The sequence below is a fragment of the Paraburkholderia edwinii genome, from assembly GCF_019428685.1.
GTDB classification, from domain to species: domain Bacteria; phylum Pseudomonadota; class Gammaproteobacteria; order Burkholderiales; family Burkholderiaceae; genus Paraburkholderia; species Paraburkholderia edwinii.
In genome coordinates this window covers 3,871,819-3,886,947 of record NZ_CP080095.1, presented here as the reverse complement: position 1 = coordinate 3,886,947, position 15,129 = coordinate 3,871,819, and the positions used below count along the sequence as shown (strand labels likewise).

The 15,129-nt window shown below is 63.5% G+C and carries 15 protein-coding genes; 6 read left to right on the top strand and 9 right to left on the bottom strand.

The genetic code is table 11. The features are described 5' to 3' along the window. Window positions 1-155: 155 nt before the first annotated feature. Window positions 156-611, top strand: a complete 456-nt coding sequence (locus KZJ38_RS17190; protein WP_219797399.1) for a YciI family protein — start codon at window positions 156-158, stop codon at window positions 609-611. A 158-nt stretch (window positions 612-769) separates the two neighbouring features. Here the strand turns inward: KZJ38_RS17190 and KZJ38_RS17185 are convergent, their stop codons facing one another. The 7 genes from KZJ38_RS17185 to KZJ38_RS17155 form a co-directional block, all read right to left on the bottom strand. Beyond that, window positions 770-2,674, bottom strand: a complete 1,905-nt coding sequence (locus KZJ38_RS17185) for a tetratricopeptide repeat protein (protein WP_219797398.1) — start codon at window positions 2,672-2,674, stop codon at window positions 770-772. Between the two features lie 131 nt (window positions 2,675-2,805). Continuing rightward, window positions 2,806-4,002 carry a cytochrome P450 gene (locus KZJ38_RS17180; protein ID WP_219797397.1) on the bottom strand — a complete coding sequence of 399 codons (1,197 nt, stop codon included), beginning with the start codon at window positions 4,000-4,002 and terminating at the stop codon, window positions 2,806-2,808. Window positions 4,003-4,184: 182 nt separating this feature from the next. Further along, window positions 4,185-5,402, bottom strand: a complete 1,218-nt coding sequence (locus KZJ38_RS17175; RefSeq protein WP_219797396.1) for an MFS transporter — start codon at window positions 5,400-5,402, stop codon at window positions 4,185-4,187. A gap of 200 nt (window positions 5,403-5,602) precedes the next feature. Continuing rightward, the gene (locus KZJ38_RS17170) at window positions 5,603-5,974 is read right to left on the bottom strand and encodes a superinfection immunity protein (protein ID WP_219797395.1); all 372 of its coding nucleotides are present in this window, start codon (window positions 5,972-5,974) and stop codon (window positions 5,603-5,605) included. 175 nt (window positions 5,975-6,149) lie between these two features. Beyond that, window positions 6,150-7,511 carry a TAXI family TRAP transporter solute-binding subunit gene (locus KZJ38_RS17165; protein ID WP_246641521.1) on the bottom strand — a complete coding sequence of 454 codons (1,362 nt, stop codon included), beginning with the start codon at window positions 7,509-7,511 and terminating at the stop codon, window positions 6,150-6,152. 156 nt (window positions 7,512-7,667) lie between these two features. Further along, complete coding sequence (locus KZJ38_RS17160; RefSeq protein WP_246641520.1) at window positions 7,668-8,495, bottom strand: alpha/beta fold hydrolase; 828 nt, start codon at window positions 8,493-8,495, stop codon at window positions 7,668-7,670. 31 nt (window positions 8,496-8,526) lie between these two features. Further along, window positions 8,527-9,069 carry a 2,4'-dihydroxyacetophenone dioxygenase family protein gene (locus KZJ38_RS17155; RefSeq protein WP_219797394.1) on the bottom strand — a complete coding sequence of 181 codons (543 nt, stop codon included), beginning with the start codon at window positions 9,067-9,069 and terminating at the stop codon, window positions 8,527-8,529. A 338-nt stretch (window positions 9,070-9,407) separates the two neighbouring features. Here KZJ38_RS17155 and KZJ38_RS17150 point away from each other — a divergent pair, with 338 nt between their 5' ends. Next, window positions 9,408-9,674: a hypothetical protein gene (locus KZJ38_RS17150; RefSeq protein ID WP_219800409.1), complete on the top strand. Its 267-nt coding sequence runs from the start codon at window positions 9,408-9,410 to the stop codon at window positions 9,672-9,674. A gap of 33 nt (window positions 9,675-9,707) precedes the next feature. On the opposite strand, the gene KZJ38_RS17145 is transcribed toward KZJ38_RS17150, so the two are convergent. Further along, a complete protein-coding gene (locus KZJ38_RS17145) occupies window positions 9,708-9,929 on the bottom strand; it encodes a hypothetical protein (protein WP_219797393.1) in 222 nt (73 codons plus the stop codon). On the opposite strand from KZJ38_RS17145, the gene KZJ38_RS17140 reads away from it, so the two are divergent. Continuing rightward, window positions 9,919-10,104, top strand: a complete 186-nt coding sequence (locus KZJ38_RS17140; RefSeq protein WP_219797392.1) for a hypothetical protein — start codon at window positions 9,919-9,921, stop codon at window positions 10,102-10,104. The two genes, KZJ38_RS17145 and KZJ38_RS17140, sit on opposite strands and share 11 nt — an antisense overlap. 196 nt (window positions 10,105-10,300) lie before the next feature. On the opposite strand, the gene KZJ38_RS17135 is transcribed toward KZJ38_RS17140, so the two are convergent. Next, complete coding sequence (locus tag KZJ38_RS17135; RefSeq protein ID WP_219797391.1) at window positions 10,301-11,758, bottom strand: dienelactone hydrolase family protein; 1,458 nt, start codon at window positions 11,756-11,758, stop codon at window positions 10,301-10,303. A gap of 512 nt (window positions 11,759-12,270) precedes the next feature. On the opposite strand from KZJ38_RS17135, the gene KZJ38_RS17130 reads away from it, so the two are divergent. The 3 genes from KZJ38_RS17130 to KZJ38_RS17120 all read left to right on the top strand — a co-directional run bounded on the left by KZJ38_RS17130 (window position 12,271) and on the right by KZJ38_RS17120 (window position 15,106). Beyond that, the gene (locus tag KZJ38_RS17130) at window positions 12,271-13,167 is read left to right on the top strand and encodes a LysR substrate-binding domain-containing protein (RefSeq protein ID WP_219797390.1); all 897 of its coding nucleotides are present in this window, start codon (window positions 12,271-12,273) and stop codon (window positions 13,165-13,167) included. Window positions 13,168-13,203: 36 nt separating this feature from the next. Beyond that, a complete protein-coding gene (locus tag KZJ38_RS17125; RefSeq protein ID WP_219797389.1) occupies window positions 13,204-13,665 on the top strand; it encodes a GNAT family N-acetyltransferase in 462 nt (153 codons plus the stop codon). A 721-nt stretch (window positions 13,666-14,386) separates the two neighbouring features. Continuing rightward, complete coding sequence (locus KZJ38_RS17120) at window positions 14,387-15,106, top strand: hypothetical protein (RefSeq protein WP_219797388.1); 720 nt, start codon at window positions 14,387-14,389, stop codon at window positions 15,104-15,106. Window positions 15,107-15,129: the final 23 nt, after the last annotated feature.

Here is a 15,129-nt window from a genome sequence, read left to right as displayed (position 1 = left end):
CGTCGAAATCCGTCGCTCAGCCTACGTCCCGCAGAATTGTCGCGCGCGATGTCGATTTCGGCCACGTCGATTCGTCGCGTAGATGAAGCCGCAGTGCACGCGCCGGATCGGGCGCCGGCGCCTCGGTCTGCCCCAACCCGTCAAGGAGAACGAAGATGCGTGTCATGGTGATCGTCAAAGCGTCGCCCGAATCGGAAGCCGGCCAACTACCGGACACCGAAATGTTCGCGGCCATGGGCCGTTTCAACGAGGAACTCGCCAAGGCCGGCGTGTTGCTCGCCGCCGACGGCCTGCAGCCGAGCTCGCGCGGCAAGCGCGTGCGCTTCGCGGGCAGTTCGCGCACCGTCAGCGACGGGCCGTTTCCGCAGGTCGGCGAGCTCGTTGCCGGGTTCTGGCTCTGGCAGGTCGCATCGATGGACGAAGCGGTGCAATGGGTCAAGCGCTGCCCGAACCCGATGAATAGCGACTCGGACATCGAAATACGCCCGCTCTACGAGATGTCCGATTTCGGTGACACGTTCACGCCCGAGTTGCACGACCGGCAAGCGCGTCTGCGCGACGAGATGGAGCGCAATGTGGGTGGCGGGCGCGGCGGTCAGTCAGGCGGGTGATTGGCGGGTCGGACGAGGAGGGCGGACGCGTCGCGTGCACTAGACGGCACCGGTGGCCGGAGCACGTGCGCAGCGGCCACCTGTCGTGGCACGATGCGCGCCGCGCGCCTCCAGGAGGCCACGGCGGCGCAGCATCCAGGATGCCGGCACGCATCGTCTCAGCGCCCGTCCAGCTCCGCCCGCATTGCCTGAACCACCCGCGCCCAGTCGCCGGGCTCCGTTTGCCGGAACGCGCGCATCGTGTCCGCGTACCACGGCGACGCGGGCCCGGTGCGCGCATGCGTCCAGCGCCATTCGTTATCGGTGGCGGGCAGCATGACCCAGCACGGCTTGCCGAGCGCGCCGGACAGATGCGCGATCGCCGTATCGACGCTGATCACGAGATCGAGTTGCGCGACGACGGCCGCGGCATCGGCGAAATCCGTGAGGTCCGCGCCGAGCGGCAGAATCGGCCGCTCGTCCGGCGCGTAGCTCACTTCGTCTTCGTCGGCGCCTTTTTGCAGGCTCACGAAGCTCACATTCGGCGCGTCCCACAAGGGCGCCAGCGTATCGAGCGACGGCAGCGAGCGCTTGTGGTCGTTCACATGCTTCGGGTTGCCTTTCCAGACGAGTCCGATCTTGCGGCCCGCAAGTCCCGCCAGCCGGCCGCGCCATGCATCGACGAGACCCGGGTCGGGCGTGATGAATTGCGCGGGCGGCAGCGTCTTGTCGTCGAGCAGGCCCGGCACGCTGAGCAGAAAGGTCCAGTAGTCGTACTGGCCTTGCGAAACGGCCGCGAGCGTATCGAACACCTCGTCGACGCCTTCGACGCTCCTGAATAGCCGGCTCAACGCCGGCGGGCACGCGAACGTGAGACGCGCGACGCCCTGCGCCTTCAGCGTCGCGATATAGCGGCCGAACTGCAGCGCGTCGCCGAAACCCTGCTCGCGCCAGATCAGCAGCGACTTGCCGGCGAGCGGCTCGCCCTGCCAGCGCGGGCAGCTCACATCGGGCGCCTGCGCGCGCTTCTGGCCGTCGCCGCGTTCGTGGCGCGCTTCGTACAGCGGCCAGCCTTCGTCATAACGTTGCGCCTGCAACAATAGCGCGGCAAGCCCGAATTTCGCCGATGTCAGGTCCGGATGGATCTCGAGCGCGCGGCGGTACGCCGCTTCGGCTTCGTCGGTGCGGCCCTGCCGGTACAGCGCAATGCCGAGCGTATGCAACGCGTTTGCGCTGTCGTCCTGAAACGCGAGCGCGGTGCGGCATGCCGCTTCGGCGTCGACGTAACGATCGGTTTCGATCAGCGTGCTGCCGAGACTCGTATGAATGTCGGGCAGATGCGGCGCGAGCGTCAGCGCGTGACGCAGCGACGCCTCGGATTCATCGAAGCGTTTGAGCAGATTCAGCAGCGAGCCGAGATGATGATGCGCCTGCACGAGGTTCGGTTCGGCGACGAGCGCCGCGCGATACATGACTTCCGCCTCGCGCAGCTTGTCGCGGTCGACCTGCAGTTTGCCGAGATTGAAATATGCTTCGCCGTACTCGGGGTTGCCGGCCAGCGCCTGCACGTACGCGGCCTGCGCTTCGTCGAGCCGCTTTTCGTCGTGCAGCAGCACGCCGAGATTGTTGTGCGCGGCCGCGAGATTCGGGCGCAGCTCGATGGCCTTGCGATAGGCCGCCTCCGCGTCGCGCGGACGCCCTGCGCGATGCAGCAGCAGACCGAGGTTGTAGTGCGCTTCGACGTAGTCCGCCCGGCACGCGATGGCCGCGCGAAAGCTCGCTTCGGCGTCGGGCAACCGGTCGAGCCGCTTGAACAGGCTACCGAGATTGCAATGCGGTTCGGCGTAGTCGGGTTTGTCCTCGATCGCGCGCTGCCAGAATTGTTCGGCATCGGCGAGCCGCTCGAGATTTTGCGCGCAGACGCCTGCGAGATTGAACGCCGCCGCGCGCGTCGCGCTTGCTGTGCGCTGCTGCAGGATCGGTTGCAGGGCCGTCAGCGCGTCGGCGAAGCGCTTGTTCGTATAGAGCAGGACGGCGGCCTGCAGCAGTTGCGCATCGTTGCGCGGCGAATCGGATGACGTCATGGGCGAGCGGAACGGGCGCGAAGGAAGGGCCCCCGAAAGGGCTGTGAAGGTCCATCAAGGTCATGAACGACGGATTATCGCCCGGCTGCCTTTCTGATGCCTTCCGCTCGCCGCTGGCCGGCTTTTAACGGTTACCAGTGCACCCGCAGCGTCTCGACGCCGCGCAGGCTGCTGCGGCCGTTCCAGTGCAGATTGTCGAGCCCGTCGACCGTGAGTTTGGGCAGGCGTGTCAGCAGCGCGCCGAGCGCGGTCTCGAGTTCGAGCAGGGCGAGCCGATAGCCGAGGCAGTGATGCACGCCGCCGCCGAACGTGAGCACGCGCGGCAGGTCGCGGCCGATATCGAGCTGGTCCGGATGATCGAACTTCGCCGGGTCGCGGTTGGCCGCGCCGAGCGACAGATAGACGATCGAGTTACGCGCCACCGGCACGCCGGCAATGTCCATGTCTTCGCTCGCGGTGCGGCCCGAAAGCTGCGCGGAGCCCTCGTAACGCAGACATTCCATGATCGCGTTCGGCAGCTTCGCTCTATCCTTGCGCAGCGCATCGAATTGCTGCGGGTGGCGCTGCAGGGAGATCAGCGCATTGCCGATCATGTGCGATGTAGTCTCGTGGCCGCCCAGGTAAAGCAGGACCACGTTCGCGACGATCTCGTCGTGCGTGAGCGTTTCGCCTTGTTCCTCGACCTTGAGCAGCATCGAGATCAGATCGGTGCCGGGCTGCCTGCGGCGTGCTTCGATCACTTCGGAGAAATACGTGTCGAGCGTGCGATATGCGTCGTTCGACACGGCGAGCTGCGCGTCATCGACCGGCGTCATGTCGAGCATTTTCGCCACGTGCTGGATCGCATCGGCGAGCTTCTGCGCATGTTCGACAGGCACGTCCAGCATCCGGCAAATGATCTCGATCGGAAACGGCATCGCATACGCGGCCATGATGTCGACGCTGCCGTCGCTTTCGAAACTGTCGATCAGACGATCGGCGCTGGTGCGGGCGATATCGCGCATCGATTCGACCTGCCGCGCGTTGAAGGCCTTCATCATCAGGCCGCGCAGCCGCGTGTGCACCGGCGGATTCATCAGCAGGAACATGCGGCTATAGCCGAGCAGGACCGGTTGCTGCGCGCCTTCCTCGCCGTAGCGTTTGCGCACTGATGACTCGAAGTTGTGAATCATGCGACGATCGTGCAGCAGCTTGTCGACGATGTCGTAGTGCCCCGAGACGAACTGGTTCGGACCGACCGGAACGAGCGGACCTTCTTCGCGCAGGGCGTCGTAGACGGGGTACGGGTTCGCGAGAAACGAAGGCGTGGCGAAGTCGGCGAGGTTCATAGGAATGCTCGGTAACGGTTGCAAGGGCAGATGACGGACCATCGCGTTGCGCCGGCGCGGGGCGCCGCGCCGTGCGATGGTCCGCCGATGCTCACGAGAACGTTCGAATGCGCGCGCTATTCCCTCGGCGCGGTGAGATCGGGCCGTTTTGCGCTATATGTGCCGACGTGCGCCGCCGATTCTTATTCGCCGGCTGCATGGGCCTCGGGCTGCGCATCGCGCTTGCCGCCGACGAGAAAGGCGAGCGCCGCGATCACGACGACGATCGTGACCGCCGCGAACAGCAGCGTCGCGTGACGGATATCGGTTCGTTGTGTCGCGATGCCGAGTCCGATAACAGGCAGCGAGATCGCGACATAGAGCACGACGAAATAGGCGGACGTCATGGCGGCGCGCACATCCCCCGGGCTGCGCGCGGTCAGTTCGCCGAGCCCGGCGCGAAAGCTCGCGCCCTGGCCGAGGCCAGCGAGCACGGTGCCCGCGAGCAGCGCGCTCTTTGCGTCCCACACGCTGCTGAGCGCCACGAGCGCAAGGCCCGCGATCAGGCCGATGCATCCGGCCGGTTGTCTCCAGCGCGGCGCGAACCGGCCTTGCAAGGCCTGTCCGCATGCCGACGAGCCGAACAGCAGAAATACGACAAGTCCGATCGCGAGGTCGCTATGGAAGCCGAGCTCGCTGCGCATCAACTGCGGCGAGACTGCCGCGAAAAATCCGACCACGACGAAACCGGCGAAGCCCGACAGCGCGGCGGGCACGAAGGCGCCGCGCACGGCCCGCGGCAACGCAATCCGTTGCATGCGCAACTTTGCCTGGGCGGCGATGCGCGCCGTCTCCGGCACGCTGCGCACGGCGCAGAGCGCGATGACGACAAGCACGAGATGCACCGCGAAAGGCGCGCGCATCGGCGCCGGCAGATATTCGACGATAAGACCGCCGAGCACCGGTCCGCAGCCGAGGCCCAGCATGTTCGATGCGGTGGCTGCCAGCGTCGCGGCATTGCGCCACTTCGCCGGTGCGGCTTCGATGACCGCGACGGTCGCGGTGCCGGTGAAAATGCCGGCGGACACGCCCGATATCAGGCGCGCCGCCATCAGGCCCGCGAGGCTCGTGCTCGTGAGAAACACCACGCCCGACGCGGCCGATGCGCAGAGCCCATAGGTCAGCATCCGCTTGCGGCCCAGTTGGTCGGACCAGTTGCCGACCATCAGCAGCGCGGCCAGCACACCGAATGCATAGCACGCGTAGATCACCGTGATGGTGGCCGGCGTGAAGCCGTACGCGATGCGGTAGTAGCGGTAGACGGCGGTGGGAAGCGTCGTGCCCATCATGTTGATGACGAACGCGAGCGCGAGCAGTAAAAATGCGGCGGACGTGCGCGGCGTGCCGGAGGACGGTTGCATCGAATATCGGGCGGCGGGGGAAGACAAGGCACCCGATTATCGTCAATGCACGGATTCTCTGCTGATTGCCGTACAGGAACCTTGCAAGCTTCAAGAAAGCTGCGCACGAAAAAGCGGCCGGGAGAAATGACTCCTCGGCCGTCGCTTGTCTCCTCCGCGCAATCTCCGCAATACTGCGTTGCGTGGCACGCGAAGCTTGCTTACCGCAGCGTGCGGTGACTCTTCTTCACGTGGTGATGGTGATTCACGCAATGCACTTCGACGATTCTCGCTTCAGCAAGCCGCGGCCTGAACGGTGCGCAATGCTGGGCGTGACTGACAAGCTTGTCGATGGTGCCGCGCGCGATCGCGATACGGGCCGAACGCGCGATCTGCGCAAGCCGTGCGCCGCCGTCCGGGGACCGTGCCGCACGCAACGCGGCGAACCAGCCGATCACGGTCCAGCCAAGAAAAACATTGATCATCGTGATGGCGAACGCGTGACGATGTTCGCGCGCATCTGCTTCGAGCGATGGCACGAGGTACACCACGACTGCGCCGATCAGCCCGATCGCTTCGACATATTTGACCATTGCATCACCTCTTCTTCCTGTTGATCCCTACGATCCTTACCAGCCTCGCGGCGCTGGTTAGCGGGCGCGGCGGCGTTGGATTCAATGTAGGCCAGTTCAGGGTGGTGACGAAACTCGGTAGTTCGCAAATCACAATCGCCGATTTGTGAACAATGGTGTCAAACTATCCAAACGATCAGTCGGGTATGTTGGCGTGTGAGGTATGCGCGGCAATCTGCACAATCCGGCTACGCACCACGGCGATCGCCTGCTTCAATGCGTAAACGTCCTGAAAGTAACGTTGCGGCATGCGGATTTGCCCGGCGTACGCATCGATCTCTTCGATTTCCTCGCGCCATAGTTCGATCTGGTCCGACGTCGGCTGGGCGGTTCGCCAGATCTCGTCTTCGAGCGACTTGAGCTCGCGGTACCAGACGACGAGGCGCAGTTTGACGCGCGCCTCGAGCATGCGTGGCAAGGCCTGCAGCAGACCGACGAGCACCGCGAGAAACGGCACGAGTATCAGCAGGCGCCGTTCGATAAAGCTCGCGAGCCAGAACGGCAGATAGCGCTGCAGGAACGGCGGGCCCGATTTGAAGTAGCGCGCGCTTTCGTCGGAAACCGGAAATTCGGCCGTGTTCAGATTGGGAAATGCGCCGACTGTCGTGAAGTAGTCTTCGCCGCCATGCACGGTTTTCGCGACTTCGAGCAACACGAAGGCGAGTGCCGGATGCAGCGAATCTTTCGCGACAAGTTGCGCGGTCGCGGCAAGCAGCGTGACGTCTTCGGATGGACGATCCTGGGCGATGCTCGTCGCGCCGCGCGGATAGGTGATCTTTGCGAGCGCCGGGAATTTCTGCACGTACGCGTCGGCGAGCGCGAAGCTCATCAGCTTCAGGTCGCTGTTCAGCAGCTTTTGCTGCATCGGCGCATCGGGGCGGCCGATAAAGAACGAGGCGTCGAGCGTGCCGTTTTCGAGGCTGTGATACGCGTCGTCCGCAGCCAGTTCGACGAGCGTCGAATTTTCGCGCGTCACTTCGGCGAGGCCGAGCAGCGTTTGCGACACGTTAAGCAACCCGCTGCCCGGCACGCCGATCGAAATGCGCTTGCCGCGCAGTTGCATCAGCCGGTCGACCGTTTCGGCGCCACGATAGAACACCCAGATCGGTTCATACGAAACCGCGGCGATCGTCTGCAGATTGTCGGTGTCCTTAGGGTGGATCGTGCCGGACTGGATAAAGCCGATCTCGTATTCGCTATCCGGATCGACGAGGCGCTGATAGTTTTGGACGGAGCCCGACGACGGTCGGATATCGAGCGTGATGCCTTTGCGTTTGAGCAGAGGCGCGTACTGTTCGGCAAAGCCGCGATAAATGCCGCCGTCCGCGCCGGTCGTGATGACAATCCGGCTGCGGACCGCGGGCTCGGCAAACGACCACGCCGCCCAGATCAGCGCCACGAGCACGATCAGCACGACGGCGATCAGCGTCCACCGGCGCGCGGGCGTCATTCGTTCTGCGGACTGAATGCGGTGCAACGCGGGGTTGCGTTTTGTCATTCTCACTCCCCGTTATCGGCTTATGCGCTGCTAATGCGTCACGGTGTGCCGCGTTCTCATGCCTGCGGCGAAGATCATAGCGCATCCCGATAGCGGGGTAGAGAGATGGAGCCTGTCCGCGGATGCCCGCGCAGGCGGTATCGATGCGGCCCGACCTCAGGTGAAGAAGCCGATCAGCGCACGCGCGACCGCTTGCGGGTTGTTTTCCATCGGGATGTGGCCGGCCGCGGCGATGCGCACGAGTACCGTATGCGGAATCTCCCTGGCGAAGCGCTCCGCAAACTCGACGCGCTGAAATGCATCGTCTTCGCCCCATACGAGCAGCTTCGGCACCGCCGATGCGCGCAGCGCCGGTACGAGGTCGAGCGTGTAACGCGCGTCGGCCGCGCGGGCCAGCGAGAGCCACGAGCGCCCGACGCGCGGGTCGGTCCACGGGTTCAGATACTTAGCGATTTCCTCTTCCGATGCCGGGCGCGCGAGTGCCGCGATGACCGAGATGCGGCGCGCGGCGAGGATATCGGCAGGTGTCGTCACGGCCGCCACGGCCGGGTCGCCATACCGCGCGACGGCCGGCGCCGGCCATGAATCGAGCATCACGCCGTTGACGAGCGCGAGCCGGCTCACTTCGAGCTGGCCGTCGACGAGCAGTTGCTGCGCGATGCCGCCGCCGATGTCGTGCCCGGCAAGATACACGGGGCCGCTGATTCCAAGCGCCTGTGCGAAGCGCACGACCCATGCGGCGAGCGCCGGCACCGACGCATGGTCGACGTCGAGTTCGCCGGCCGAGCGGCCGAGCCCGGGCAGGTCCACCGCGATCGGCCGCAGGCCCGCGGCGGCGAGGTCTTCGAGCACCGGTTGCCAGACGCGGCTCCAGTACGTGCCGTGCAGCAGCAGGACCACGGGCGCCGCTTCGCTGCGCGTGACGGCGGTCAGATAGCTTGCCGCGACGCCATCGACGTCGACAGATTTCCGTTCAATCGTCATCGTTCAACTCTCCTACTGAATGGTGCGGCGTTTAACGGACGAACTGTTCGACGTAATCGGCGCCGAGCCCGATGGCTTCGTAATGGCGGCGTGCCGTTTCGAGCTTGGTGAAGACATCCTCATAACCGAGCGCGACGCCTTGCGGATCAACAAATACGTAGCCGCCCGTGACATGGAACCACGTGATCATCTCGTCGACATCCTCGGGGACGTACAGCGTATGCGTTTCGCCGGGCGGCTCGAACGCGTACGAATTCTGCTCGGCGACCCAGTCGTGCTCGAGGTAGTACCAGCGGCCTTTCAGCACGATGGCATGAACCGCGCCTGCATGGCGGTGCCGCGACACGATGCCGGACTTGCGCACGCGCAGCAGATTGATGAAGTAGCCCTGGCTCGTATTGAACATCAAAGGCTTGAACGATACGGTCGGCGTGCTCGGCACCCACAGCTTGTCGTCTTCGAGCCAGTCCTTGATTGCGCCGTTGTGCACGAGATCGCCCGACATGAAAGGCGGTTGCGGGAGTTGATACGGAACCGCGCTCTGGTCGGGCCGGTTTATGGGTTGGGGGGTCATGCTGCCATCTCCTTGATCGGTATCGGAAGCGCCGGCGCGAGATTGCAGCGCCGTGCGATGCAGTACTATAGTCAATCATTGACAAGCGTGACAAGAATGATTTTGTGGGGCTGACGGGCTGATGCAGGTAGCGTGATTGCAGCGCTGGCCCGCGGCAACAGGTGTTGCCGCGCCGGCCGCGGGGAATTGATGCGGAACGCACAAACAGTGATTTGTTCAGTACGGCATATATCGGATGCGACGGTGCGCATGCACCGGCTTTCAACCGGCGAATGCACGCGCGCGCCCGCGGCGGCGCACCAGAAAGCGATCCTGGTTTACGGGTAAACTGGTGGGCTATGAACAAGTGCCCTTACTGCGAAAAAATTCGTGACGAATGGGACTGCCATGGCTCGGAGTGCCGCGCGGCAATCGCGAAGGCACTGCGCAGGCAACGCCAGGGCTTACCGATGGTCCCGAAAGTCATTCGCAATGAGATCCCCGCGGGCGCGAGCACCGGCGAAGTCATCGCCCGGTTGTCGCGGCAGCGTCTGCGCGCGCGTCGCGGCAATGAAGAGCGGCGCGAGCGCAAGGAAATCGACAACGCCGACGTCGACGTCGATTGAGCGGCGCCTCGTCGTATTGCGGTTGCCCGTCATCTATCGAACAGGTGCTTTCGCCGCCTCGTACGGTGGAACCGACACTTTTTTGATCGCATCGATTTCATTCGTTCGTCCGTCGGCAATCTGCTCGGCAATGTGCCGCAGGCGTGCGTCGTGATCGTGCGCCGATCGGTTTCTTGCCTCGAAATGCGCTACCAGGTGAGCAACAAAGCCGGCGTCGATATCGCCGACGTACGGCGCGTTGCTGATGGCCAGCATGACCCGGTGCATGTGCCATCTGAACGACGACATGAATGTGCTGTTTGCGCCATCGGCCGCGGGCCGGCTCGTCGAGCCGGCGGCTGCGTCCGCCATGGCGAACGTCAATGCCAGCGTGACTGCACAGACGCTGAATCGACGGAAAAAGCCAGATTTCATCGAGGTACTCGGCTGAGTAAAGATTGCGGCACGCGAACATGTCCACTGCGTGGTCGAGCGCGGCCGCCTCAACGCTAAGTGTCGATCATTCCTATGACGGAAGGTCAAGTGCCTCGATAAAAATCGCTGGCGATGGCGCGCACCGCGCTGCGGTTTGCGCGAAATCCACTAAACACAGCGCTCGATTTCGTCTTTTTTGCGCACACGGCGCTTTATCTGCCGTCCGCTCCGCTCCACACGACGTCGCCATCCACCGCATAGAGCCGGCAATTCGTGTGTCCGTTCGCGCATTGAACGAGCGCGTCGCTGATCGGATCGACGCCCGAGGACGCGCCCCACGCGCCGTCCGGCGCGATCGCGAAGGCGCGCGGCCGGGGCATCGTCAGGAATTTCGAGTAGGCGAGCCGGCCCTGGGCGCTCAGATACGGCACCGCCGACGCGTTAGCGAGCGTCGCGAATGCCGTGGCCGGCGGCGCATCGGCGAGCCGCGGCCAGACCACCGTGTTGTCGACGGCATACAACTGACAATACTGCGCGGTCTGCCAGCACCGTTTGAGCGCGGCGCTCGCCGGATCGAAGCCGCCGGACGCCCATGATCCGTTCGACATGCCGATGGCGATCGCGCGCGGCAGCGGCGCGGCCAGAAAGCCGCGATAGAGTTTTTCCTTCTGGTCGTCGGTCAGATACGGAATGGCAGCGAGGTCGTTCAGCGCCGCAAAGGTGGTCGACTTCGGCGCGTTGCCGGGCAGATACTCGGGGTACGTCTCGCTGCCCGGCATGCCGATGCCGCGCAGGAATGCATCGGCTTTCTGCACCCACAGCGGCAAGCCGGCGCCCGATGCCGTCATCGCATGCGCGTCCTTCTGGAACGCGCCGTAGTCGACGAGTTCCGCGCGGCCGCCCGCGGCGGTGTATTGCGCGTACATCTGGCGCCACGTCGCGGTCGAGAAGATCTGGTCGTTTTCGCCGTAGAACCAGATCGAGCGCAAGCGCGTGCGCGCGCCCAACTGTCCGGCTGCGCTGATGAGACTCGCATCGGGCGTCTGGCAGTCGCCTTCCTTCACGCCGCCCGCGAAATCGAGCAGCCCCTTCACGTCGCTTACGTCGGTCGGGTTCATCGAGCCGAACGCGAGCGTGTTCCAGCCGCCCATGCTTTTGCCCGCCACGACGATACGCGATGCGTCGATGCCCGGCTGCTGCTTGACGACATCGAGCACCTTGCGGATATCGCGCGCGGCGTCGAGTCCGATCGCGGTCACGTCGCACCCATGCGGCCGCAGATGGCCGCCCGAGCCGGCATAGCCGCGCATCATCGGCATCGCGACCGCGTAGCCGCGCGAGAGGAAGTAGTAGGGAATGAATTCGTCGGCGACGCGCGGCGCATTCGCGGGGTCGTGCGAGGCGCCGTGATTGACGAGCGCGAGCGGGAACGGTCCGCCGCGCGACGGCATATAGAGCGTAACTTTCAGGCGCACCGGCGGCGACGTGTCGACCGGCACCGTCAGGACGGTTTCGTTGAGCGGCGCGGGCGGAACGTCGTGTGCGTCGCTAGCCGATGCGGCGGGCGCGCAAAGTGCGATGAAAAGCGCCGCGCACAGAAGCAGGGTGTCGAGCGCTCGCGCGATCGGGCGACGCGTCGCGGTGTTGGCTGGAGTCGGGCGCGGGTTCAAGTGCCGGGTCGAACGCGGGTTTCGTTACCGATTTCAATGCGCAGGCTGCAACGCGCGGGGTGCATGCGTGGGTTGCATCATGCGCGGTCGGGTGCGGGTTTAGTCGTGGCGCTCGCTGTGAACCATTCGCGAAAGCAGCACGAAAGTTCGCGAAGATTCTAAAGCGGCGGGCCACGTTAAACACCTATATCGGCGCGCGACGGCGAAACTTGAAACCGGCTTGGCTAACCGCGGCGCGACCCGCGCAGCACCGTTGTCAGATGCATCGCAACACTGACAAGAATGGCAAGCGAGCCGATCGTATCGAGCAGGACCGACATCCTGGTCTCCTCACGTAGAGAAAGGTCGAGCGACCGCGCCGCTCAGCGTTGCAGCAGGCGGCGCGAATCCATGAACGCGATCCTAACGACGAAGTGACGCCCTCACAATCTGGCATTTCCAATGCTAGACTTCGGCAAAACCGAAGCGGGCACGCGGCATGGCTGCGCCCGCAATCACAGGAGAGCTAACGCATGCGTTTTGACCTGACCGATATGCGGCTTTTCCTGACGGTTGTCGAACGCGGCAGCCTCACGCAAGGCGCACAGGCCATGCACCTGGCGCTCGCATCGGTCAGCGAGCGTATCGCCGGCATGGAGGCCGCGCTCGGCGCGCCGCTGCTCGAACGCAATCGCCGCGGCGTGCAGGCCACGCCGGCCGGTGTCGTCCTGATGCGGCATGCGCGCGCGATTCTCGACCAGGTCGAACAGATGCGCGGCGAAATGCGCCCGTATGCGACCGGCCTCAAAGGCCGTATCCGGCTGATGTCGAATACGGCGGCGCTCGCGACGTTTTTGCCGCCGCATCTATGCCGTTTTCTCGCGCGTTTTCCCGATCTGTCGATCGATATCGACGAACGGCCGACTTCGGAGATGGTGCCCGCGCTCGCGGAAGGGCGCGCCGATCTCGGCATCGGCGCGGACATCGCGGACCTCGGTTCGTTGCAGACGCATCTTCTGATGCAGGATCAGCTTGTGGTCGTCGCGAGCCGGTCGCATCGTATCGGCAGCGCCGAATCGGTTGCATTCGCGGAGATTCTCGACGAACCGTTTGTTGGCCTCTCCGACGCGGCGCTCGAAACGCATCTGGCCGAACGCGCATCGCGTCTCGGCAAACAACTGCAATACCGCATTCAGATGCGCGGTCTCGACGATATCGGCATGCTGATCGAAGCGGGCATCGGCATCGCGATCCTGTCGCTCGCGTCGGCCGACACGCTGCGCCGGCCCGGTCTGTCGATCGTGCCGTTATCGGAGCCGTGGACCGCGCGGCGGCTGCATCTGTGCGCGCGCGATTTCGCCGCGCTCACGCCGCATGCGCATCTGCTCGCGGAACAACTGATCGAAAGCGCGACGCCGCGCGAAGCGTGAACCTTCTGAATGCCGGGATCGGGGAGAAGCCATCGAATGGACGTGCGTGCGCTTGAAGAAGCGGATCTCGAACTCGTGTGCCGTCATCGCGAGCAGATGTTTCGCGAGGCCGGCCGCGACGAAGCCGTGTTGCAAACCATGACCGCGCATTTTCGCGAGTGGCTGCGGCCGCGTCTCCACGACCGTACGTATTTCGGTTATCTGCTGTGCGCAGCGGGTGAACCGGTTGCGGGCATCGGCCTGATGCTGATCGACTGGCCGCCGCATCCGTCTCATCCGGTATCGGACCGGCGCGGTTATGTGCTCAACGTCTTCGTCGAGCCCGCGTATCGCCGACGCGGGCTCGCACGCGATCTGATGCAACGGGCTGAAACGGAATTCGCGAGACGTGGCGTGCAGTACGCGATTCTTCATGCGACCGATGCGGGCCGCGATCTTTACGCGAACCTCGGGTGGAGCGGCACGACGGAGATGGCCAAACCGATTGCGTCAAGCTGAGTTTCTTGCACAGCGCTGCTGTTTGTTGAACCGCTGAGGATCGACTGAAGATCCACCGCGCTCCCTGTGAGTTCTTAAAATACTTGACCGAGCACCCCTCGCAAAGCATTGTCGATCTTATCTGGCAAGCCTTTACTAAAGGTCGCAAAAAAGTTGGCTGCAGGCGTGAAAATTTTCCAGATAGGTGTCTTTACTCACACAGATTCGCAACGATGCACATGAAACGAAGCTGACTCACCGCGACTACGCTTGGGGAAAAGAAGGAGATGGATTCTCTGAGAGGTGGGTGCGAAACAACGTCTCTGAAAAAACCGTGTATGTCGTCGACTTGGACGGCGACCCGGTCGGCACTTGTGCTCGATCTCGATGATGAAAAGCACGGGGCCGCAAGAACCGATAGCCGGGTACGTGCATGCGCTTTGCGTGCGGAAAGGCTTCCACAGACGCGGACTTGGCAGCTTTATGCTGGATTGGTGTGGCGACAAGCTTAGCATCCTGGATCGGCGTTTATCCGACTTGATTGCGCTGTCCACAACGTAAAGCTATGCACCTATTATGAGTCGCTTGCATTTATCCGCGTTAGGCAGCATGCAGAGTCCGAAGCCAGCGGCTATGTCTGGTCGCTCTACGAAAAACTGGCCTGGTAACGATCGGGCCAAGCGCAGACGATTCGCATAGCAGGCTGGCTCGCTGACAATCGTCGCCTCAAGAGGCTACCAGGATGCGATACAGCAAGGAGTTTTTCGACCTGCAAATCCGGTTTGCACAAACCGTCGCCGCTCTGATTGACATACCGATCGAGAAGGCGTTGCTCGACTATACGAATATCTACGTCCGCTTCGCGCTCGGTCGTGCCTTTGACCAACACCATCCGATCTGGCGGTGCTATACAGACGGCTTAAGGAAATCGGTCGATTTGTGCGATTGGACATATCGGTTCTATCTCGCGAGAACGGAAGTTCCCAAGACGCAGTCCAAGCTCGCGACGGTCGGTTGCTTTTCATATGCGATGCAGGATGCGAGATGCGTACGCATTCACTTCGAGAATATTGAGCCAGCCACGACCTCTCCGTTGGGCATCGACCGCTTACCTGTACGGCTTGCGGAACTCCGCTCGCTTTTCGATCACATGAGGCACAACCATCAAGAAGCGACGTGCGTTGCAGGGACTTCGTGGCTCTATAACCTACGCGCTTATCAACGGTGTGTTCCTGATGGATACGTGGCGAGCGCCAAGGTCGCGGAATCGCGATTCCGCAACATGCCTCTGTGGGGGCAATTTCTGGATCGCCATGGCGCCGTCAGAGTTGGTGCCGCGGAATATTTCATGCAACAGCTATCGTACGCAGCGGATTTTCAAGACTTGGTGTGCGGCTTCCCGCTTCAGGCGCTCGCGGTAGAAGCCCCAATCGAGCAGTTTTACTGTTTCTACGCGGTTTAGCAGGACCTCCGGATGTCCGCTTC